A 21895-nucleotide genomic window follows, 5' to 3' on the forward strand; every position below is an offset into this window, starting at 1 on the left:
TTCTCGGACAACGTTCCATATTCTTCTAGTTCAGTCTGTTTGCTCATTGTGTGAGCAGGAGGCTTCCATGTTACTTCTGTATGAATGCTACGAACTATAGTATAGCCCTATTGTTGGGCCTATTTTGTGTTGCCTGCCAATCGAGCCCATCGACTGATGCGGCCAATCAAGCTGATTCAAGTGCGCTAATCACAGCCAGATCTCAATCGGTAGCCGATCTTGAAAAACAGATTTTGGCCCTTCATGACAGCGTAATGCCTGCCATGAGTGACCTGATGAAACTGAGAAAACAGGTGATGGAGCAGTTAGGCGAACTGGAAAAAGAGCCCATGTCGGCTGATGTACAGCGGCAGAAAGAGCAGGCTCTTGCCGTAAAGACAGCGCTGGATAAAGCCGATGCGTCGATGATGGATTGGATGCATATCTATAACGGAGACACCCTGGCAACGTTGAATGAGCAACAGGCCCTGGCGTATTTGAAAGATCAGCAGCAACGTGTACATACGATGAGTCTGTTGATGCGCAAAAGTATCGACGACGCGAGGGCTTATCTGAAACAGCTATGAAATTCAGGTGCGCGTGTATAAGTCTGTTGTTGCTGTTTGGCCTGAGCCAATGTAGCCAGACGACTGAAAAGCTGCCCTATATCGGCGAGCCCGAAACGGTGACCAACCTGGTAGATGGAAACGAAGTAACGGGGCGAGGCTATCCAGTCATTCCAGCGTTTTCGTTCATCAATCAATATGGTAAGACGGTGACCCAGCAGGATTTCGATGGGAAAATCTACGTAGCCGATTTCTTCTTTGTGACTTGTCCGACTATTTGTCCCATTATGAAAAAGAACCTGCTGGAGGTATACAAAAAATATAAGGATAGTCCCGACGTCAGGATTCTATCGCATACCATCGACCCCGACCATGATACCCCGGTAGTACTCGGGGAATACGTTCGGGAGCTTGGTATTACAGGCACCATGTGGCAGTTCGTAACCGGCGACCGGGAAAAAATCTACGACATCGGTGAGAATCACTACCTGGTAACGGCTGGGAAAGATGCCAAAGCACCGGGTGGCTACATTCACAGTGGGGCCTTTGTCCTGATCGACAGGGAGAAGCACATTCGGGGGATGTATGATGGCACCACACAGGAGGGAACCCAGAAGTTGATCCGGGATATTAATGTGCTCCGGCAGGAATACGAGTAGCGAATGGAAATTACCAAACTCTTATGAATCGAACACGTAGTCTGTTTACACTTCATAGCTGGCTGGGGCTATTTACTGGTATTTTTCTTTTTCTGCTGGGGCTGAGTGGATCGGTGCTCGTGTTCCGGCATGAACTGGATCAGGTTGCCAACCGTGAAGTCCTGACGGTAAAGTTACCGACTCAAGTTGTGGCCAATCCTTTAACCCGGTGTTATCAAACGATTCTCAGCCGCTATCCAAACCTGGACGGCATTGCCTGGCTTAATCCTGACGCCGGACCGACAGAGGCCTACGACTTTCGGCTTTACCTAAATGATACCCAGTTGCTCACGTACGATCTGGGATTGATTTCATTTAATCCATATACCGGAACGATAGTGCGTGAAGGTAAATCGATTGACTTCAGTCCCAGCATCATCGAATGGTTATTCCAGTTTCATTTTAGTTTCCAGTTAGGCATGCCAGGAGCGGCTTTAACTGCGCTGTTTGGGCTGACCATGTTGGGGTCGTTGCTGACCGGGTTAGTCATCTACCGAAAAATGATCTGGAGAGTGCTGACGCTTCGGTCGCGAATAAACCGCAAAAACTGGCGAACCATCAGCTCGGATCTTCATCGGCAGGTTGGGGTGTGGTCGTTATTGCTCAATGCTGTAATCTTCTTTACGGGCTTCTGGATGAATCTGTTTGCATTTGAGCCCAAAACCTGGCAGGCTGAACTAACGCAAACCCGGCTTAATACGCCAATGGCTCTGACGGCCGATGGGTTGTACCAGCAGGCCAGGCGATTAATGCCCGATCTGGAACCGTCGTATGTATATCTGCCGACACAGCCTGAGCGCAAATTTAGGGTCAGCGGACCCTTGAAAGGGCAGTGGGCGTTGTGGGGAGCTGGTAACGCCGTTATTCTTGATCAGCAAACGGGCAAACTTGTCCAGATTCGTCGACTATCGGAACTGCCAGTGGCCAAACGTCTGGAGTCGGCATTTTTTCCATTGCATGTAGGCAACTACGGCGGCTTACCCGTAAAAATTGTGTATGTATTGATTGGTTTAACGCCGGGCATACTGGCTATTACGGGTTTTCTGCTCTGGTGGCGACGGGCTCGGAAGCCAACGCGTAATTGGCCTGAACAGCGTATTGTTGTTAGGCCAACCTAACTGGCTTGGTTGACACAAGTCTCTAACTCTATTCAGCATGAACGCATTACCTACTCGTCGGGACTTACAACAGCTACTGGCCAATACAGGAGTTTCGCTGCCAGAGTCGAAATCAGTATGGTCGCAGGAAGCTATTAACTGGACTGCCTTGGTACTCATTCACGTTGCTCTATTGCTGGCAATGTGGGACATACTTGTCCGTCTCCGGCCGCTCACACATTAACGAATCTTATCCCATGAAAAAACGTAATCAACTTATTTTAGGGCTCTTTCTGTTCGTTTATACAAGCCTGTCCGCGCAGGCACAATCTGCCCCGGTTGGTGATACAACCCGGGTCGCCATTCTGCTGTTTCCAGGCGTAGAGTTGCTCGATTTTGCCGGACCGCTGGAAGTGTTTAATCACATGGAAAGCGCTAAGGTATATACCGTAGCGGCTCAGTCGGGCCCCATGACCATTATGCAAAGAATGCTCACCGTCGTGCCCGAATATACCCTGTCGACAGCGCCATTGCCTGATGTGCTGGTGGTGCCAGGTGGACGAATGGAAGAGGTTATGCAGGATAGTAGCGTCGTCAGTTGGATTAGGCGGACTACGTCCCATCGGCAACTGACGATGTCGGTCTGCACAGGTACGTTTCTGCTGGGCAAGGCGGGTCTGTTAGATGGTAAGACCATTACGACGCATTGGGCAGCCACTCAAATGCTTCAGCAAATGACCCCCAAAGCTACGGTGATGGAGCATACCCGGTTCGTGGATCAGGGTAATCTAGTAACTACAGCGGGTGTTTCGGCGGGTATTGACGGGGCCTTGCGCGTAGTGGCCCGGCTGAAAGGCATGGAAGCTGCCAAACAGATCGCCCGCATCATGGAATATGACAAGTGGGACCCGAAGGCAGGACTCGTTGTGGGCCAGATACGAACCCAGGCTAAAGGGAAAGCCAACCCAACTGTCGGGAAACCAGCCGCCGTCAAAAAAACGGTAGTGATGAAACCGGGTCAATGGAAACTAACCTCATCTATTGACCCAGTCTGCCAAATGTCAGTAGACGGATTGGTGGCCGATACAGCTCGGTACATGGGCAAGACGTATGGGTTCTGTTCAAAAATGTGTAAAGAGCGGTTCAGGAAAGAACCGATGACCTACCTCAAGCACTAAACTATCTATTGGCTCAATTATGTCTGGTCTGTTCTACCTGAACTAGATGTAATTGACCTTACCCCAAACTTTATTATGCGTTTCAATAATACGTTTCTCCTTCTGCTTTGCCTGCTGGCCATCAGCAGTTTTGCCCAAACCATAACCGGGAAAATTAAATCTGGTTCAGGCGAAGCCATCGGTTTTGCCAACATCTCCGTTTTGAACAGTTCGAACGGGACAACGGCCGACAAAGACGGTAATTTTTCCCTGGATCTGGCCAGAGGAAGGTACCAGTTACAAGTCAGTGCTATTGGCTTTGCCACCAAAATTCAACGGGTGACTGTATCGGACCAACCGCAAACGGTAGACGTCACCTTGGTGGATAATACCAATGCCCTGAGCGAAGTGGTCGTCACGGCTGATAAAACCGAAGAAAAGCTACAAAACACGCCGTTGGCGGTTACCTCGCTCAATGCCAGGCAGCTAGAAGAATATCGGGTGTGGACCATCAGCGACCTCACTGCCCTGGCACCCAGCACCTTTATTGTGGAACACGGAAATAGCACCGGGTCTAATTTTTTGAATATTCGGGGGGCTATGGGGTTTGCCAATGATCAGTCCGTGGCTACGTATGTGGACGGGGTCTATCAGTTTGATTATTTTTCGGCCCCCTTCAATTTCAGCAATATCGAACGAATCGAAATTCTACGGGGACCCCAGGGTACGCTCTACGGCCGAAATGCCTATAGTGGCGTGCTCAACGTAATTACCAAACGACCCACCAACAAAACCAGCGCATTTGCCGAAATCGATTTGGGCAATTACGGCCAGCAGCGGTATAGTGTGGGGCTCAATGCCCCGCTCATACAGGATAAATTGTTTGTGAACGCCGGATTTCAGGCCAACATTCGGGGAGCAATCTATTCGAATCCAACCCTGGACACTAGAAATTTCGACCATCATAAGGCCTATAGCGGCAATGTAAACCTGAAATATCTGGTATCGGACAAGTGGATAGTCGACTGGAACACAAGGTATGAAAACGACAACGATAAGGGGGCATATCCCTGGGCCGCTACCGACAGCGCGGCCCGAGCCAATCCGTACACGGTTTTTGGCAATTGGGATAATACCGAACGCAGAACCAATTTCAACACTTCTCTAGGTGTGCGATACTTTGGCCGTACGTTTAATTTTACGTCCATCACCGCTTTTGTCGATTATCATATCTGGTTGCCGGGACGATTTGATTTTGATTTTGGGCCCGACCAGTTAATTAGCTTTACTACCTGGACAGAACAAAACGAATTGACCCAGGAGTTTCGCATTTCGTCGCCAGCCAATGCCGGGAAATGGAAATGGACCGTAGGCTCTTATTTATTCGGGGAAAAAATAAAGAATAGCAGCACGACCTATTTCGACAAGGACTATGCTCTCCTCGATCCGAATGCGCCCTACGCGTCCATCGGCAACGGGAAACGGAATGGGTACGGTATCGCATTTTTTGGGCAGGCGGCCTACGCCATCACGCCAGCTTTTGACGTAACGATTGGGGCCAGGTATGACATCGAGCGCCGGGAACTGACGCAAAATTCTTTGTTTGAAAAAGATAATGTAGTTACGTTGTTAGCCCCGGACAGCACCTCAAAAAAGACTTTTAATGCGTTTACGCCCAAGGTTATTTTGAGTTACAAATTGACGGATAACTCGATGGTATATGGGGCGTATGCCAAAGGATTCCGAGTGGGCGGATTTAATTTTGGCAACCTAGCCAATCCAACCTATAACCCGGAAAAATCAGATAATTATGAAGTGGGTATCAAAAATACGCTTTTCACAAACCGGCTTAAACTGAACCTGACGGCGTTTTATTTCCAACAAAAAGACCAGCAGGTATCCACCTCCCGCGACGGCGTAAACTATGCCACGCTGAATGTGGGCGATATGGATAATTATGGATTGGAGCTGGAAGTATCGACCCTGCCGATCAAAAACTTACAAATCGACTAGACGGCCAGTACCTCACACAGTGAATACAAAAAATTACAACTTTTTGATGCAGAAACCAATGCGGTAAACGATTACAAGGGTAACAAAGCGATTAACAATCCAGCTTTGCAGTCGATGCTTGCCGTTCAATACGGCGTGCCTTTTGCTACTTCTGCTCAAACGTTCAAAGCCTTTGTCAGGGGGGAATTCCGATACATCGGCCAATACCAGTTGGATTTTGTCAATGCCTATCAGCAGAGCGCGTATGGTATGGTTAACACCCGAGCCGGTGTTACCAGTAGTCATTTTGATGTTGCCCTGTGGGTTCGTAATCTTACGGATGTGCGCTACATGGCGTATGGGTACGGCAGTTATATGATGGGCCTTCCCCGAATGCTGGGTATAACCCTAACTGGTAAATTTTGATTTTTGACCGTTGGGGTATCCGGGATTATACTCTCTGATTACGTTTACCCCTTATTGTACCAAAGTAAACCTCTTGTTCCTGTTTGTTTTTGTAAGCGCTGTTGAATTGCCAATGCGGACATTTATTCTGTATCTACTGCTGATTGCGACAATATTGCCGACGGTAAGTCCGTGGGGGATTGTTGCGCACTATCAGCTTAATAAAGAATACATTGCCCGGGTGCTTTGCGAAAACCGCAACCGACCCGAATTGCATTGTGATGGCAAATGTTATCTGGCTCGCCGTCTGAAAGCACAGCAGGATCGGCAGGACAAGGAAACTACCGAGCGCGTTCAGCATACGCCTTCCGTTCAACTTTATTGCAACGAGCGCTTCGGCTTTTGCTGCGAACCGGTTTCTGCCTTCAGGGAAGCTATTCCCACTTTTGCCTATCAATTGATTGTTTATTCTGCACCATTACCTGCTGTTTTTCAGCCACCAGGTAATCCTGGCCAGTGGGCTTGACAACGAAGCCGTTTGTTCGTCGCCAGCATCTGTCGGGCGAAATCAAAATTCTCAATTATTAACTTATTCATTTTTAGGTTAGTCGTTCCCAAACGGGCTCATATTCTGGCCGAACAGATCGGCTTGCGCAAGTAGCGCATGCCCAGTAAGGCGTATGGATACGGTTGTCTTTGAGGTGACGATGACTTGACCGCTTTAACACGATTATGCATACTCATTTTTCATATCAACTTATCGTTTCGTTTCTGATTGTCGGTATTACGTTGGTTTCCTGTAAGAAGGACGACGAGGATATCATTGACCCAGCCGTTAAAAACTCGGTATCCATTCAATTTGAAAACCGGGTGGGCGATCAGAAACTTGTACTGGGGACTCCTGCTTACAAAAATGCATCGGGAGAAACGTTTGCCCTTACGACGCTCAATTACTTTATCAGTAATATATCGCTCAAAAAAGATGACGGTACAGTCCAGAAATTCCCCAATCAGTATTTTCTGGTTCGCCAGGCTGATGCGGCTTCGCAGGTGATTACGCTAAAGGATGTACCCTCGGGCAATTATAGTGAGATGAGCTTCATGATTGGGGTCGATAGTACCAAAAGTGTATCGCCCGTCAGCGAGCGGGTAGGGGCACTGGATGTGACTAGCTACGGCACGGATGGCATGTACTGGTCGTGGAATTCGGGCTATATTTTCCTGAAAATAGAAGGCACATCAACCGCTGTACCGACCACAATCAGTGCCAATCAAAGTTTTGCGATGCACATCGGTGGATATGGTGGCGGCTGGAATGGCTCTGCCAAAACGGTGAATAACCTTCGTTCGGTAACGTTACCCATGACGACGAAAGCCACCGTTCGGGGAAATATCGCTCCTGAGATTCACTTGTTTGTGGATGCGCTCCAGATCTTCAATGGCCCCAATAAGATCAGCCTGGCTACGACGAACAGTGTGCATATGCCTGCTGCTGCAACGCCCATTGCAGACAACTACAAGACCATGTTTCAGGTCGATCACGTACACAACGATAAGCAATAGGTCGCATCGGTCCCTGGCTTCACAGGCTGGGGGCCGTTCTTGTTCTAGCTTATGAATAGACTATCGAGTCTCAAAACAGGATTTGGGGGCGTTGGTTTGGTGTTGGGGCTGCTGGCCTGCCAGGTGGAAGAGCCGGAGGCTCAGCCCCAGGAACTTTTTCAACAGCCTGCCAATTTTCCCCAGCCGGTTTACGCCGTGGACCAAAATCGGCCCACGGCGGCCGGGGTAGCTTTAGGCAAATCGTTGTTTTACGATGGCATCCTGTCGCGCGACGGGTCGATTTCCTGCGCTGAGTGCCATAACCAGGCATATGCGTTTACGCACCACCAGCATGATGTTAGTCACGGGATCGATAATCGGGTAGGAACCCGGAATTCACTGCCGATTCAGAACCTGGCCTGGGCATCGGATTTTTTCTGGGATGGAGGAGTACATAGCCTGGATTTAGTACCGATTGCACCCATCGAAAATTCGGTGGAAATGGATGAACGATCGGCGAATGTGATCCGTAAACTGCGGGCAAGTGCTACCTATCCTGCTTTGTTTAAAGCGGCCTTTGGTACTGACGAGATCAATGGGCCTCGTTTTCTGCAAGCCTTGTCGCAGTTTATGCTAACGATGGTTTCAGGGAATTCGCGCTACGACAAGTGGGTTCGGAAAGAGCCGGGCGGTACGCTGACCGTCGAAGAAATGGCCGGGCTAACGGCTTTTCGGGCTAAATGCAGTGGCTGCCATGCAGGTGAGTTGTTTACTGACAACAGCTTTCGGAACAATGGCCTGTTTATTCAGGGGAGTAACGATGAAGGGCGGGCTCACGTTACCGAGCTGCCGCAGGATCGCTACAAATTTAAGGTGCCGAGTTTACGGAATGTTGAGAAAACATTGCCTTATATGCACGACGGCCGATTTTATTCGCTCGAAGCCGTGCTGAATCATTACGCCGAAAATGTGCAGCCAACCGAAAATCTCGATCCTTTACTTCAGCCGAAAAGTAACTCGGACCAATCCCGGCTAGGTATTCCACTAACATCGGACGAAAAACGACAGATCATTGCATTCCTGAAAACACTTACCGACGACCAGTTCCTGCGTGACCCTCGGTTTGCCATTCAGTGATGATTAACCAACTAAAGGCGATTGCCCTATGAAAAAATATTTCTTGTTCGGATTGTTTGTACAACTCGCATTACCGACGTTGGCCTGTGACCTCTGTGGTTGTAGCAACGGTGGGTCGTTTTTTGGGATTCTGCCACAAGGTCATCGGGGCTTTCTGGGGGTTCGCTATCGGTACAACTCGTATCACTCCCACCTGAATAGCTTGAATCTGAGTAGCCAGGAGCAGTTTCGGACGGCTGAGCTTTGGGGGCGGTTCTATCCGATCCGTCGGATGCAGGTAATGGCGTTTGTACCGTATCAGTTCAGTCAGCAAACGATGCTCAAATCGGGGGATGTAACGCCCCTGCGTGGTCTGAGTGATATTACCGTGCTGGCGCATTACAACGTACTGAATACGTTTATGGATGATACCACCGTGCATACTGTCAATCATAATTTACTGGTCGGGGGCGGTGTGAAGCTGCCAACAGGCCGTTTTCGGTATGATGAAAACAGCCTGTTGGATGTAGCTAACCCGAATTTTCAGCTCGGAACCGGCAGTATTGACTGGATTGGCAATGTGATCTATACAGCTCGCTATAAAAATTGGGGTGTAAACGCTGATGTGTCGTACCGGATAACGACAGCTAATCCGAATGGCTATCGGTTTGGTAACCGATTCAATACATCGGCATCCGTTTTTTACCTAGCCGGCCTGGGCAGCCGGTCCATCATGCCTAATGCCGGGTTATTTGTCGAACACGCTGGGCATGATGGACGTGATGGTGTGGTAAACAAGCAAACGGGGGGCTATGCGGCTTATCTGAATCTGGGCACCGAAGTGTATCTGAATAAACTATCGGTTGGAATGAGTTATCGGAAGCCCGTATCGCAGTATTTATCGGATGGCGAACTGCGCGCCAATGCACAACTAACTACTCATATCACCTTTTTATTCTGATAAACGATGCGTCTTTCGCTTATACTACTGCTGCTGGTGTGTTTATTGGTAGGCACAATTTGGTCGTGCCAGAACGAAGTTGACGTTTCCGAAACCGGATCGCTCATCATAAACCTCGATAACCGGGTTGGCAATCAGGATTTAAGCCTGGGAAAAGCCACGTACCAAAATGCGGCAGGCGAAGCCTTTACAGTTACAAAATTCAATTATTTCGTCAGTAACTTTCGGCTTAAAAAGGCCGACGGAACGGAGTATGTATTGCCTCAGGAGGCTAACTACTATTTGATTCAGGAAGATAAACCAGAATCTCAATCCTTTACACTGACGACGATTCCAGCGGGTACGTATATCGGGATGTCGTTTTTAATTGGGGTGGATAGTTTGCGGAGCCTGGCCAATATTAGCCAGCGTACGGGAGTGCTTGATCCGGGTCTGGGAACTCACGAAGCAATGTACTGGGAGTGGAATTCAGGTTATATTTTTCTTAAGCTGGAAGGTACGTCCCCGGTCGCTCCAGCTGCACAGAATAACCTGTTCTTCTATCATATTGGTGGCTTTGGAGGTGGGTACAATGGCAAGAAAACCATCAACAATCTTCGCACCGTTACCATTTCGTTCAATGGAAATTCGGCTCAGGTATCTGCATCGGGCAGACCGCAGGTCAATCTGACTGCAGATGTACTAAATGTCTTTACTGGCACAACAACTTTGCAAATTGCCCAGCATTCGTCAGTAATGTTTGAAGATTATTCAGCCAACATCGCGAATAACTACAAGGAAATGATCCGGTATAAGGATTTGCAAAATCAGTAAGATGATTAATTCCCTACTCAAACAGGAGCAAGTCGACTACACCTGACAACTCCTGTTTGAGTGGGGAAAAAACAGGAAGCATTGCATGGATAACGCGCATCGGTGTGCCGACTAGATAATGCGCGGAAACAGCATCGGCACACGCTGTCGGTAGGTTTTATAGCTATCGCCGAAGATGGACACCAGCTTTCGCTCTTCAAAATAAATGCCGATCCGAATGTAAAGCGCTGCTGCCAGAACCAGAAGGGTATGCGACCAGGTAGGCTGGGTAATCCAGATTCCTAGCAAACACAATAGAATGCCTGTGTATAACGGATGACGAACGTACTGAAGTAACCCTGTCTGGCGCAGGCCTTGCCCCGTGTCCTGTTGGCTGCTGACGGGCCAGCCGATAAATTCGCCCAGATCATAGCCCCACAAGGCAATCAGGGCAATTCCTGCGCCAAGCATGGTAATTGGCAGACCAACCAGCGCGGTGCCTTGCCAGGTGCTAACATACTCAACCGGCGCTTTCCAGTGAAGCCATAGGACGGGTAGGAAAGTAAGTAGGGCGATTGCGTTGTATAGCAAACGATAATACCGACTGAGCCAGCCTAATCTGAGTGCTACCGTTTGTTTCAGCCATGTACTGGCAGTCAGGCTGTGAATTAAGCCAAATACAAACCAACTAGCCAGAATTAAAACATAATACATAGCTAAGGGACACTAAAACGTAATTTGACTGTACCCCAAATTCATCTTAATATAGCCATAAGTCCTCTTACGACAAAAAGTAGCCTGGGGCATGGATACGCTAAGCCGAGAATGCACTAAACCGGAAGGGGCTGATGTCAAATTTAGTTGTTCCGATTAAGGCTAGCTCGGCCATAATCTGGCCGACGGCTGCCGAATGTTTGAAGCCGTGTCCCGAACAGGCAGAGGCCAGTAGCACATGGTCATAGTCAGGATGCTGGTCGAGGATGAAATCACCGTTGGGTGTCATCGTATACAAACAAACGACCGATTTAATGCACTGAGGCCCAATGCCGTTTAAGTTTGGCTCGACGAACTGCTCATACATACGCTGTGTTTCGGCCTGGCTAACGGTTCGGTTTACGGTATTAGGGGTGGTGGGGTATTCGTAGGTTTCAGTAGCTACTTTAAGCCCACCAGTAGGTCCGTCGATGGCAGGAAACCCATAAATGCCCTGGTCATTCAGGATAAAGATCGGCATGTTATCCGGTGTGTACTGCTCATATTTACCCTCAACAGCGAACCAGTAAAGTACCTGGCGATACACCTGTAGCAAATTGCTATAGGGCGTTTGTCGAAGTGATTCCGTCACCCATGAACCCGTCGTCAGAATCAATTTTCTGGTTTGATAGCTACCTTTATCCGTCAAGACAGTCACGCCCGAATCGGTAGACTGAAACGAAAGCATTTGCTCATTCGTGTGAACCGATGCACCTGCTTTTTGAGCCTGTTCCAGTTGAACACGGATGCATCGTTCAGGATGTAAAAAGCCCGCTTCGGGTTCGTAATAGCCTATATCGTTTTGGGCATATCGGAATTGCGGGAATTCATGCCGTAGGGCGTCTGTATCCAGAATACGGTGGGTAATACCAAACTGTTCGGCTGCTTCAAGCGTAGTCGTTAACCAGCCTGGTTTATTACGGGTTTGTACGGTAGAATGTTGCTGACCTACGAAAAGCCCACCTGTAATGGTTAGTAGCTTTTCTCCCGATTGCTGTTCGAGTTCGCGCCAGATCTGGTATGAACGTAAAGTAAGCGGTACAAAATGCAGGCCTTCGCCGATGGCCTGTCGGGTAATGCGGGTATCACCGTGGGTAGAGCCCAGCGTATGCGGAGGCTCGAACTGGTCGATACCCAGAACGTTGGGCGTCTGCCTGGAGAGCTGATACAGTGTAGCACTACCCATTGCTCCCAACCCGATAACAATAGCGTCGTAAAGCATACACTCGTAATTAATTGCCTCCCAAAATAGTAAAATAAACCGCAAAGACGCGAAGCCGCCAGGAAAGACAGCAGAACTGGCTCCTGGCGACTTCGCGTCTTTGCGGTTTATTCGGAGCTATTTCTTTTTAAGGAGGGTCGTTACTTGATGAAGCGAGTAGGCTACATTGAGGCTTAACGCGCGATTTTTAAGCTTATCATAATCGCCTGCGATAGGATCGATATTAACCAGCCCCAGCTCATAGGCCAGACTTAAACGAAGTCCCTGTGGCAATTGATACCCGGCGGTAAAAGCCAACCCGGCATCGAAGCGCTTAAAGCCCAGGTTTTTATCGAAAGCCGATACCGAAGGGGTGTTGTCGGAGTCTTTGATTTTACCCCATAAGCCGTAAGCCAGATAAAAACCTACGCCCCCAAACAGACGACCCTTGTTGCCGGGTAAGTCGTGGTTGTAGAGAATGTAGGCAGGAATTTCAAGGTATGTCATCCGGGTTGTCGAAGTGCCCGATTTATAGGTGGTTTTGCTGCCTTTGCCAATAAGCTGGACACCATACAGCAGCGACACGTGACTAAGAAACGGGGCTTTGTCAGGCGAGGTTGTCGGACCAGATCGCGAATCGTTAGTGGCCAGCAGCGTAGTGGGGTCGGCTGGTTGAATACGACGGTTCGATGTAGGGTTATAATAATGGATAATCTGGTTGACCAATCCCTGATTGTGAAACTGTATTGCTAAATTCAGAGCCAGCACATCGCCTGGGGTAGGGGCCGTAGCTGCGTAGGGCGTTCCGGCATAGGAGGGATTCAATAGTTTTTGCCGGACCATATCGATCGATGCCTGTAAAAAAGTATCGATCTTTCGATCTAAGTCTGTAGCGGGCCTCTGGGGTACTTCAGGCCCGATTAACTGAGCCCATACCAGGCTGGGAAATAGCACGATGAGTAGCAAGAAAATAATGTTTTTCATGACCATAACAGGTAAAAGTTGGCTCCATAAAGTTCCCGTACTCTCATCAGCTAAGGTATAGTTAGTGCTAACTATTTTGCACCGACAACCGAATCACCTTCGGACCTTCGTTAATAATAATGATCGAATGATTGAGTTGTTGAATGAGTTTCTTCTTAATTCAATCATTCAACAACTCAATCATTCGATCATTGTTACTTTGCGCTATGGAAACGATTTCGAGGAAAGGATTTATTCAGCAATGTCTGGGGCTTGGGGCGTTGGCTGGCTTGTCGTACCTGCCCATTACAGCCTGGGCTGAAGGAAGGACAGATGAGGATTTCTATACGAAAGTAGTAGCTGCCAACGAACAGGAGGTGGCTAAGCTCCTGAAAAGCTTAACCGCTGACCTTACTGAGGTACGACGGCGGGCTGGGTATGACCTGGCGAATCTGGCTGCCGCTTTTTGTGAACCCACGTCTTCGTTTTACCAGAAGGAAGAGCTAGTGGGAGCCATGTCGAAGATCATACAGTTTCTGCTGAAGAAGCAGCATTCCGATGGCACCCTCGACTTCGGAAACCTGGCCTCTCCACCCGATACGGCCTTCATTCTGGAACCGCTTACAGCAGCCGCTACGATTCTGAAACACACTAATCAGGCTTCGCTTAATGACGTAAAGGCGCAGTTAAAGACGTTTATTGTTAACGCGGGTGAAGCGCTCCGAACAGGTGGAGTACATACGCCCAATCACCGTTGGGTCGTGTCGGCCGCATTGGCCAAAATCAACGCATTGTACCCAGATTCCGGCTACGTGAAACGAATTCATGAATGGCTGGCCGAGGGTGTGTATATCGACGATGAGGGCAACTACCTGGAACGGAGTATGAACTATTCCGTTGTCATCGATCGGGCACTGATTACAATGGCTAGTCTGTTACCTATGCCCTCGCTGTTTGGCCCGGTTCGCAAAAACCTTGATTTAGTATACGTTCACTGCGAACCTGACGGTGAGCTGGTTACAGTCGATTCCCGGCGGCAGGACCAGTATGCCCCCATCAGCATGCTGTACTTTTATCATGAATATCGGTTTATGGCCCTTCATGATAACAAGCCCGAATGGGCGGCCATCACCCGGTACATTGAAACACTGCCTGGGTTTACAGATCGGGTATTGAATGACTTGCTGGTTTATTATCTGGAGGAGCCGCTCTATAAAAAGCCGTTGCCAACACCAAAAGCGCCTTCGGTCAATTTTGAGGTCTTTTACAAGCATACCAACCTGGTGCGCATCCGGCGGGCCGATACGACGACGACGCTGTTCGGAGGGACCGATTTTCCGATTATTATTGCGTCGGGCCGGTCGAATAGTCCAAATTTTTTCAGTTTCCGAAAAGGAGCCGCCATATTGAAATACATGCGTCTGTCGACCGATTTTTTTAGTACAGGTTATTTCCACAGCCAGGGAGTCCGGCATGAGGCTGGCCGATACATACTGCATCAGAAAATCGAAGCGCCATATTATCAGCCCTTGCCTGCCCAGTATCGCAAAGCCAATGGCGATTACGCCCATTCGCAAAGTACCGATGGACGCTTCTGGAACAAGATGGATTTTAGCCACCGCCCCCAAAGCAACATCAAGACACTGGAAACAACGATAATAGCTCACGAAGCAACTGGAAAGAATGAACTCAAGGTGCGGGTCACCAGCGAAGCTGGAATTCATGTCACACTGGAGCTTTGCTTTAAAGAAGGTGGGGCGTTGACAGGCGTTTCGCCACAGGACGGGTCGACGGACAATTTCTTCCTGAAAAATGGAATGGGCCAGTATGTTGCCGGTACTGATACCATCCAGTTTGGTCCTGGGGTATATCAGCATGCCAAAACAACTGGCCTTGAAGGGGAGCTATACTCATCGCATTTTGGCAGCCTGCGTACAACGGGCATGCACGTTTACCTCACCGGGATCACCCCGTTTGAGCATACCATCACCATCGGTTAACGCATAGGCTGTTGTAGCTGCCCAGAAAGTATAAAAGCACTTAACTCCTGCCCTCCACTATGTTCGACAGGCTACGTTGAATGAGTATGAATTCAGGCGAAAACTCATCCAGAATGCATTGGCAGGCTTCAACATCGTCCCAGATTCGAAGCCGTGCCTGCTCGATAGCAGTGATTCGTAATTGATAGGCATTCGTGCGTTCTACAGGGCAAATCTGAATTAAATCCCGGTAAATCGTTTGTAGTTGAGTCAGTAATTGATTGGTATCGGCTGAGTACATAGTCGTTTGCGTTAAAAGAAAAGTTTCTGTAGATACACCCCGATCTGGATAACAGCCTGCATACATAGAGCCATTATCCATTATAAATACGGGAATAGTACCCTTGTCGTTGCATTAACAGCTTGTAGAAACTGCTTGTTATTTATTTGTGTAGTTATTTTTACTTAATGGGACCGTAAGCTACTCAAAGTAGGGGAACGGTGTAAATAGTGAAAGCTTTGAAAAGGGAAATACCAAGTGATTAGTTCAAACGATACGTGTAGCAAATGATCAGGATGTTGAAGGAAATACTGAATAATACATCATACGTATAAGGATAATCGTGCAAGTGGTCAACTAGCCGAATAATTGCTTTGTAATTGGATATAGTTAGATAATTTTAATAATCTATTAGACATCGTTGATAGGCTACTCGTTTTGACGAATGAATTAAGTGGTCGCTCTAGGAAATCAGGTAATTAGACGTAAATTTTACAGGCATTGCCCATTAATACCTGTAACTTATTTATGCGAACATTTTTTATTCTCGCTTTGCTGGTGGGTGCCTTAACACTCGGCAAGGTCTATTTTTTTCCAAAACCTGATACAAAAACACCGGGTGGAAGCCCTGTGGGGGTATCTGGTAAAGGTGAAACAAAGGGGAAATCGGGCGATAAAGCCCCTACGATTCCTGTGGAGATTTACCTGGCTCGTACCGAAAAACTAACTAATGTGCTGGCTGTTTCGGGCACGGTCCTGCCCAATGAAATTGTCGAGCTAAAGGCAGAAGTTTCCGGGCGGCTCATGCAGCTCAATGCAAAAGAAGGGGCGTATGTCAATAAAGGCGAATTGATCGCTAAAATCAACGACGAAGAACTAAAGGCGCAACTGATTAAGCTGGGGTATCTCGAAAAGCGAGCCAAAGATGTGGAAGCCCGTCAGAAACGGCTACTGGCTGTGGAAGGCATCAGTCGGGAGGAATACGATATTGCCGAAAGTAATGTAAACACGGCCCGTGCGGATAAGGAACTGCTCATGACTCAGTTGGCTAAAACCGAAATTCGGGCACCCTTTAGCGGAAAACTGGGGCTGCGGGCCATCAGTCAGGGAGCTTTTCTGACGCCGGGAACGCTGGTAACCACACTCGTACAAACCAACCCCGTAAAAATTGACTTTTCTGTTCCCGAAAAATACGCCAGTCAGATTCGAGTCGGTAGTCCGGTACGCTTTACGGCCGATGGGCTTGGGGCATCCCTGACCGCGCAGGTAACGGCCATTAGTCCGCTGATCGACGAATCGCTGCGCACCATGAAGGTACGGGCATACACGTCCAATCCGACGGGGCGGCTGGTGCCCGGTATGTTTGTTCGGCTCGATGTGCCGCTTGGCAACAACCAGACCATTCAGATACCCACCCAGGCCATTGTGCCTGTGCTGAAAGGCAAAAAAGTGTACATCGTCCGTGAAGGAAAGGCGCAGGAAACCTTCATTAAAACGGGTATTCGCAACGACCAGCAGGTACAGGTTATGGAAGGATTAGCCCCCGGCGACTCGGTGATCATCAGCAGTATTATGTCGCTGAAAAATGGCGCTTCGGTAAAAGTTAAAAAAGGATAATGTAAAACGGCTAATGGACAAGTGGTAGTGGATGATAGATACTATAAAATGGCTTCATTATTATCCATTAGTCATTATTCATTGTCCATTAAAAAATATTGACTATGAGTCTCTCTACGCTATCGATCAAGCGACCTGTGCTGGCCATTGTGATGAACCTGCTCATCCTGTTTTTTGGCTGGCTGGGATTTAAATACCTGGGGGTTCGCGAATTCCCATCTATCGACCCGCCCGTTATTTCCATTCGGACCAACTATGCCGGAGCCAACGCCGATATTATTGAATCGCAGATTACAGAACCCCTTGAAAAACAACTGAATAGTATTGAAGGGATTAAGTCCATTAATTCGTCGAGCAGCCAGGGACGGAGTGAAATTACCGTTGAGTTTGCCATCGATGTCGATATGGAACGGGCGGCCAACGACGTTCGCGACAAGGTATCGGCTTCGGCCCGGACTCTGCCACTCGACATTGACGGACCGCCGATTGTGAGTAAGGCCGATGCCAACTCCGATCAGATCATGATTCTGACGTTGCAGAGCAATACCCGCTCGCATCTGGAAGTCAATGAATTTGCCGAGAATGTAATCGTGCAGCGCTTACAGACCATCAATGGCGTGAGTGAAGTGTCGATCATGGGGCAGAAAAAATACGCCATGCGGATCTGGATGGACCCGGATAAAATGGCGGCTTACAACATCACGGCCCAGGACGTTAAAACCGCTCTTGATCGCGAAAATGTGGAATTGCCAAGCGGTAAAGTTGTAGGAAGCAATACGGAACTGACCGTGAAGACCATTGGTCGTTTCCGTACCGAAGAGGATTTCAACAACATGATTGTGAAAACCCTCGGCGACAACGTGATTCACCTGAGCGATATTGGTCAGGCTGAACTTGGGCCTGAGAATGAGGAAAGTGTGCTCCGCCTGAACGGGGTTCCGATGATTGGGCTGGGTATCGTGCCGCAACCCGGTTCGAATCACCTCGATATTTCGGCCGAAGTCAATAAACGGTTGATCGATATTCGAAAAGACCTCCCGGCCGATTACAGGCTGGACATCATGTTCGATTCGACCGTCTTCGTGAAGCGGTCAGTGGAGGAAGTGGGCGAAACCCTGCTGATTGCCATTGGGCTGGTCGTGCTGATCATCTTCTTGTTTTTCCGTGACTGGCTGGTGGCCTTTCGCCCATTGATCGACATCCCCGTGTCGCTGGTGGGCACCTTCTTCGTGATGTACCTGATGGGCTATTCCATCAATGTATTAACGCTGCTGGCAATCGTCATGGCGACTGGGCTGGTGGTTGATGATGGGATTGTGGTCACGGAGAATATTTTCAAGAAAATCGAGCAGGGGATGAATCCCATCGAAGCGGCTATCAAAGGGTCGAACGAGATTATTTTTGCCGTTCTGTCAACGTCCATTACACTGTCGGCGGTATTCCTTCCTGTCATTTTTATGGAAGGCTTCGTCGGGAAGCTGTTCCGGGAGTTTGGTGTCGTGATTTCGGTAGCTGTCCTGATTTCGGCCTTCGTATCGCTCACGCTCACCCCCATGCTGAACGCCTACCTGAACCGGAAAACCCACAAGAAAACGCGGTTCTACGACGCTACAGAGCCGTATTTCGAAGCCATGACAACCGCCTACCACGACCAGTTGGTAAGCTTCCTGAAGGTTCGTTGGGTAGCGCTTCCCATCATTCTGGCAACATTGGGGATGATCTGGTTTTTCGGGAAAGATCTGCCCTCAGAACTGGCCCCGCTCGACGATCGGAACTGGTTCCGGCTCAACATGACGGCTCCCGAAGGTACCTCTTTTGAGTCGATGGACGATTATATGTTGCGGGTGGGGCAGATGCTGGAGGATTCCATGCCGGGCAAGCAGGGAATTATGCTCGTGACGGCTCCTGGCCGTACAGGGTCGGGTAGTCCCAATTCGGGTAGCGGTCGGGTGTTTCTGGTCGACAAAATGGAGCGGAAAGGTCTTAGCCAGCAGATGATTGCTGACAAAACGACCAAGCTGCTTAAAAAACTACCCGATGCTAAATCGGTTGTTGTACAGCAGCAGACCATATCCGTCGACAGTCGCGGTGGATTGCCGGTACAGTACGTCGTTCAGGCCCCCGATTTTGAAAAACTACGGGAATACCTGCCCCGTTTTCTGGAAGAAGCTCAGAAAGACCCCACCTTTACTTCCGTCGATGCGAACTTGAAGTTCAACAAGCCCGAAGTGAACGTGTTCATCGACCGGGAGAAAGCAAAAGCGATTGGTGTATCCGTAGCCGATGTCGCTCAAACGGTACAATTGGCGCTGGCTGGTCAGCGATTCGGGTATTTTACGATGACCGGGCGGCAATACCAGGTGATTGGGCAGTTTGACCGGGCCAACCGAAACGAACCACTCGACGTGACGAAAATGTACGTAAAAACCACTCAGGGGCAGGTGGTCCAACTGGACAATATTGTCCGGATGGACGAGCAGAGCAGCCCTCCGCAGTTATTCCATTTCAACCGCTACATGAGTGCTACCGTACAGGCGGCACTGGCTCCCGGAAAAACCATTGGTGATGGGATTGCGGCTATGAACGCCGTTCGGAATCAGCTCAACGACCCCGCCATCCGTACCGACCTGAGCGGTGCCTCCCGAGATTACGCTGAAAGCCAGTCAAATACAATGTTCTCGTTCATCCTGGCCCTGGTGCTGGTCTATTTTATTCTAGCCGCTCAATTTGAAAGCTTTGTAGACCCCTTCATTATCATGCTTACGGTTCCACTGGCTATTGGCGGGGCTGTTTTTTCGCTTTGGTATTTCAACCAGACGTTCAATATCTTTAGCCAGATCGGTATAATCATGCTGATCGGACTGGTTACGAAGAATGGGATTCTGATCGTGGAGTTTGCCAACCAGCTTCGGGAAGAAGGGATGTCGATCCGGGAAGCTGCTCTGGAAGCGGCCTCCCTGCGCCTTCGCCCGATCCTGATGACCAGTCTGGCAACGATACTGGGCGCATTACCGATTGCGTTGGCGTTGGGGGCTGCCGGTCAGAGTCGTATGTCGATGGGGATTGTCATTATTGGCGGGCTGCTGTTTTCGTTGGTCCTCACCCTGTTCGTAATTCCGGCTATGTATACCTTCCTGTCTCGTAAACGGAAAGGCGATCAAACGACGCAGGATGAGCTTTTTACAGAAGAGGAACATCCTGCCAAACCAATCGCGACGGTGTAAATAGCTTACGTTGAGCAACCTATGTATCTACTTCCTATAGGCATTTTGCAAGAAGAAAATAGGATGTTGATACACATATATCGTTTCGTTCCTTAATTTGGTACAGGAATTGATAAAATGATTTCCATCACTTTCCGTCAGTATGTCCGATAGTATAGGGGCCAGTACGCAAGTACCTTCGGTAGCTGACAGGAAGACCGTTTAGTGCCCAAAACCGTACTTGTATACTTGTTCAATCAGTTATTGTCTACTTCTTTATGATCCCAGGTGTACAACATGAAGCCTTACAATCTATTAATCGTCGAGGACGATCTAGATGATCAGCTTTTACTAAAACTTGCTTTTGCCGATGACTCAATTAATTATAAGCTCCTGTTCGTCTCATCGGTAGATGAATTTATTGAAAGCATACCATTATGGCCTGTAACACCGGACCTGATTCTGCTGGATATAAATATGCCGATACTAAATGGGTTTGAGGCTCTGACGTTTTTGAAAAGCTCAACCATCTATCGGCAGATTCCGGTTATTATGCTGACTACATCCGAAGTCGATGCGGATATTGATCGGGCCTATGAGCTGGGGGCTAGTGGGTATATTACAAAGCCTGATACGCATATCGGACTGCTTAAAATAGCCGAGCATATCCGACTATTCTGGTTTGGCGTTGCTAAAATCCCGACTCGCCTGGTTTGATTCTGACTCGCTTGTTGGCGTACAAGGCCCGTTTAGGTCCCGGAAATTCAGCTAGCCATCGCCTTAGTCTCTACCAGTAACCATAACGTAGTAGGGAAAAAAGCGATGCCTGCATACGTTCCATACATTTAAAAATCTACGTGCAATCCCCATCTATCGTACAGGCATCCCCTTCTAGTGCGGTTACTAGGGAGTTGTTTTTTTGCTGGCTCCATTCCGAAAATGCGTTTTGGAGGAATGCCAGCATCGCATGAGGCTCCTGAATCCCAAACGCTTCATAGTTGCCTTCAATGACATAGGATGGGACACGTCGTACACCGGCTGTCTGGGCATCGGTAATATCCTGTTTTACCCGCTCAGTATAATACTCATTGGTTAATGCTTCGGCTACTTCGTCGGCTGAGAGTCCAATTGATTTACCGAGCTCAGTTAATTCCGCTGGATTTCCTATGTCTTTCCCTTCCGTAAAATAGGCGTGGAACAAACGTTCTTCGGCGGCTTCAGCCAGGCCCTTTTCTTTCGCTAGCTGAATAATCCGGTGCGCATTAAATGAACTCGACAACACCACTTTGTCAAAATTGTAGTCGAGGCCTACGCTTTTGGCCATGTTAACGGCTGTTTGATGCATGGCTACGGATTCCTCATAGCTTACGTTCCTTTTCTTGGCCAGGTAGTCATAAATTGTCATTCCTGGTTCTATACGATTCGCAATGGCTGAATCGATCTCAAAGCTTTTCCACTCAATTTGTAGCGCATCTTTATGGGCAAATTGCTCCAGGGCTGCTTCGAATTTCCGTTTCCCTGCATAGCAAAATGGGCAGATTACATCACTCCATATTTCTACTTTCATTTTCGGTGTTTCCATGTGCGTTTAATG

At 48.7% G+C, this 21895-nt stretch carries 21 protein-coding genes; 16 read left to right on the forward strand and 5 right to left on the reverse strand.

What is annotated here, in order from left to right:
- Positions 1–80 precede the first annotated feature (80 nt).
- The 12 genes from BGO59_RS36055 to BGO59_RS36105 all read left to right on the forward strand — a co-directional run bounded on the left by BGO59_RS36055 (position 81) and on the right by BGO59_RS36105 (position 10326).
- Positions 81–566, forward strand: coding sequence for a hypothetical protein (locus BGO59_RS36055; protein ID WP_293692524.1), 486 nt, complete (start codon positions 81–83; stop codon positions 564–566).
- Positions 563–1204 (forward strand): SCO family protein, encoded by a 642-nt coding sequence (locus BGO59_RS36060; protein WP_293692526.1) that lies wholly within the window; start codon positions 563–565, stop codon positions 1202–1204. The genes BGO59_RS36055 and BGO59_RS36060 overlap by 4 nt, the downstream gene beginning before the upstream one ends.
- Before the next feature lie 23 nt (positions 1205–1227).
- The gene (locus BGO59_RS36065) at positions 1228–2361 is read left to right on the forward strand and encodes a PepSY domain-containing protein (protein ID WP_293692527.1); all 1134 of its coding nucleotides are present in this window, start codon (positions 1228–1230) and stop codon (positions 2359–2361) included.
- Between the two features lie 37 nt (positions 2362–2398).
- Entirely contained in the window at positions 2399–2584 is a 186-nt protein-coding gene (locus BGO59_RS36070) for a hypothetical protein (RefSeq protein WP_293692529.1), read from the forward strand.
- Between the two features lie 13 nt (positions 2585–2597).
- Entirely contained in the window at positions 2598–3518 is a 921-nt protein-coding gene (locus BGO59_RS36075; protein ID WP_293692531.1) for a DJ-1/PfpI family protein, read from the forward strand.
- 75 nt (positions 3519–3593) lie between these two features.
- Positions 3594–5510: a TonB-dependent receptor gene (locus tag BGO59_RS36080; RefSeq protein ID WP_365981622.1), complete on the forward strand. Its 1917-nt coding sequence runs from the start codon at positions 3594–3596 to the stop codon at positions 5508–5510.
- Positions 5511–5624: 114 nt separating this feature from the next.
- Positions 5625–5915 (forward strand): hypothetical protein, encoded by a 291-nt coding sequence (locus BGO59_RS36510; protein WP_365981621.1) that lies wholly within the window; start codon positions 5625–5627, stop codon positions 5913–5915.
- Between the two features lie 112 nt (positions 5916–6027).
- On the forward strand, positions 6028–6420 hold the full coding sequence (locus BGO59_RS36085) for a hypothetical protein (RefSeq protein ID WP_293692533.1): 393 nt from the start codon (positions 6028–6030) through the stop codon (positions 6418–6420).
- 206 nt (positions 6421–6626) lie between these two features.
- Entirely contained in the window at positions 6627–7457 is an 831-nt protein-coding gene (locus BGO59_RS36090; RefSeq protein WP_293692535.1) for an MbnP family protein, read from the forward strand.
- 51 nt (positions 7458–7508) lie between these two features.
- Positions 7509–8573, forward strand: a complete 1065-nt coding sequence (locus tag BGO59_RS36095) for a cytochrome c peroxidase (RefSeq protein ID WP_293692536.1) — start codon at positions 7509–7511, stop codon at positions 8571–8573.
- A 28-nt stretch (positions 8574–8601) separates the two neighbouring features.
- A complete protein-coding gene (locus BGO59_RS36100) occupies positions 8602–9513 on the forward strand; it encodes a hypothetical protein (RefSeq protein ID WP_293692538.1) in 912 nt (303 codons plus the stop codon).
- 6 nt (positions 9514–9519) lie between these two features.
- The gene (locus BGO59_RS36105; RefSeq protein ID WP_293692540.1) at positions 9520–10326 is read left to right on the forward strand and encodes an MbnP family protein; all 807 of its coding nucleotides are present in this window, start codon (positions 9520–9522) and stop codon (positions 10324–10326) included.
- A 111-nt stretch (positions 10327–10437) separates the two neighbouring features.
- On the opposite strand, the gene BGO59_RS36110 is transcribed toward BGO59_RS36105, so the two are convergent.
- The 3 genes from BGO59_RS36110 to BGO59_RS36120 all read right to left on the reverse strand — a co-directional run bounded on the left by BGO59_RS36110 (position 10438) and on the right by BGO59_RS36120 (position 13243).
- Complete coding sequence (locus BGO59_RS36110) at positions 10438–11019, reverse strand: isoprenylcysteine carboxylmethyltransferase family protein (RefSeq protein ID WP_293692542.1); 582 nt, start codon at positions 11017–11019, stop codon at positions 10438–10440.
- Positions 11020–11119: 100 nt separating this feature from the next.
- Positions 11120–12280: an N-methyl-L-tryptophan oxidase gene (gene solA, locus BGO59_RS36115; protein ID WP_293692544.1), complete on the reverse strand. Its 1161-nt coding sequence runs from the start codon at positions 12278–12280 to the stop codon at positions 11120–11122.
- Positions 12281–12397: 117 nt separating this feature from the next.
- On the reverse strand, positions 12398–13243 hold the full coding sequence (locus BGO59_RS36120; RefSeq protein WP_293692545.1) for a porin family protein: 846 nt from the start codon (positions 13241–13243) through the stop codon (positions 12398–12400).
- A 206-nt stretch (positions 13244–13449) separates the two neighbouring features.
- Between BGO59_RS36120 and BGO59_RS36125 the strand changes: the two genes are divergently transcribed.
- A complete protein-coding gene (locus tag BGO59_RS36125) occupies positions 13450–15222 on the forward strand; it encodes a hypothetical protein (RefSeq protein ID WP_293692547.1) in 1773 nt (590 codons plus the stop codon).
- Positions 15223–15262: 40 nt separating this feature from the next.
- Here BGO59_RS36125 and BGO59_RS36130 read toward each other — a convergent pair whose 3' ends face one another.
- On the reverse strand, positions 15263–15502 hold the full coding sequence (locus BGO59_RS36130) for a hypothetical protein (RefSeq protein WP_293692549.1): 240 nt from the start codon (positions 15500–15502) through the stop codon (positions 15263–15265).
- A 507-nt stretch (positions 15503–16009) separates the two neighbouring features.
- Here BGO59_RS36130 and BGO59_RS36135 point away from each other — a divergent pair.
- From BGO59_RS36135 to BGO59_RS36145, 3 genes are all read left to right on the forward strand, one after another.
- Complete coding sequence (locus BGO59_RS36135; RefSeq protein WP_293692551.1) at positions 16010–17098, forward strand: efflux RND transporter periplasmic adaptor subunit; 1089 nt, start codon at positions 16010–16012, stop codon at positions 17096–17098.
- A 104-nt stretch (positions 17099–17202) separates the two neighbouring features.
- Positions 17203–20322, forward strand: a complete 3120-nt coding sequence (locus tag BGO59_RS36140) for an efflux RND transporter permease subunit (RefSeq protein WP_293692553.1) — start codon at positions 17203–17205, stop codon at positions 20320–20322.
- Between the two features lie 276 nt (positions 20323–20598).
- Positions 20599–21018 carry a response regulator gene (locus BGO59_RS36145; RefSeq protein WP_293692555.1) on the forward strand — a complete coding sequence of 140 codons (420 nt, stop codon included), beginning with the start codon at positions 20599–20601 and terminating at the stop codon, positions 21016–21018.
- A gap of 136 nt (positions 21019–21154) precedes the next feature.
- Here BGO59_RS36145 and BGO59_RS36150 read toward each other — a convergent pair whose 3' ends face one another.
- Positions 21155–21883, reverse strand: a complete 729-nt coding sequence (locus BGO59_RS36150; RefSeq protein ID WP_293692557.1) for a DsbA family oxidoreductase — start codon at positions 21881–21883, stop codon at positions 21155–21157.
- Positions 21884–21895 lie beyond the last annotated feature (12 nt).

It is taken from the genome of Spirosoma sp. 48-14 (assembly GCF_001898575.1).
Taxonomy (GTDB): Bacteria; Bacteroidota; Bacteroidia; order Cytophagales; family Spirosomataceae; genus Spirosoma.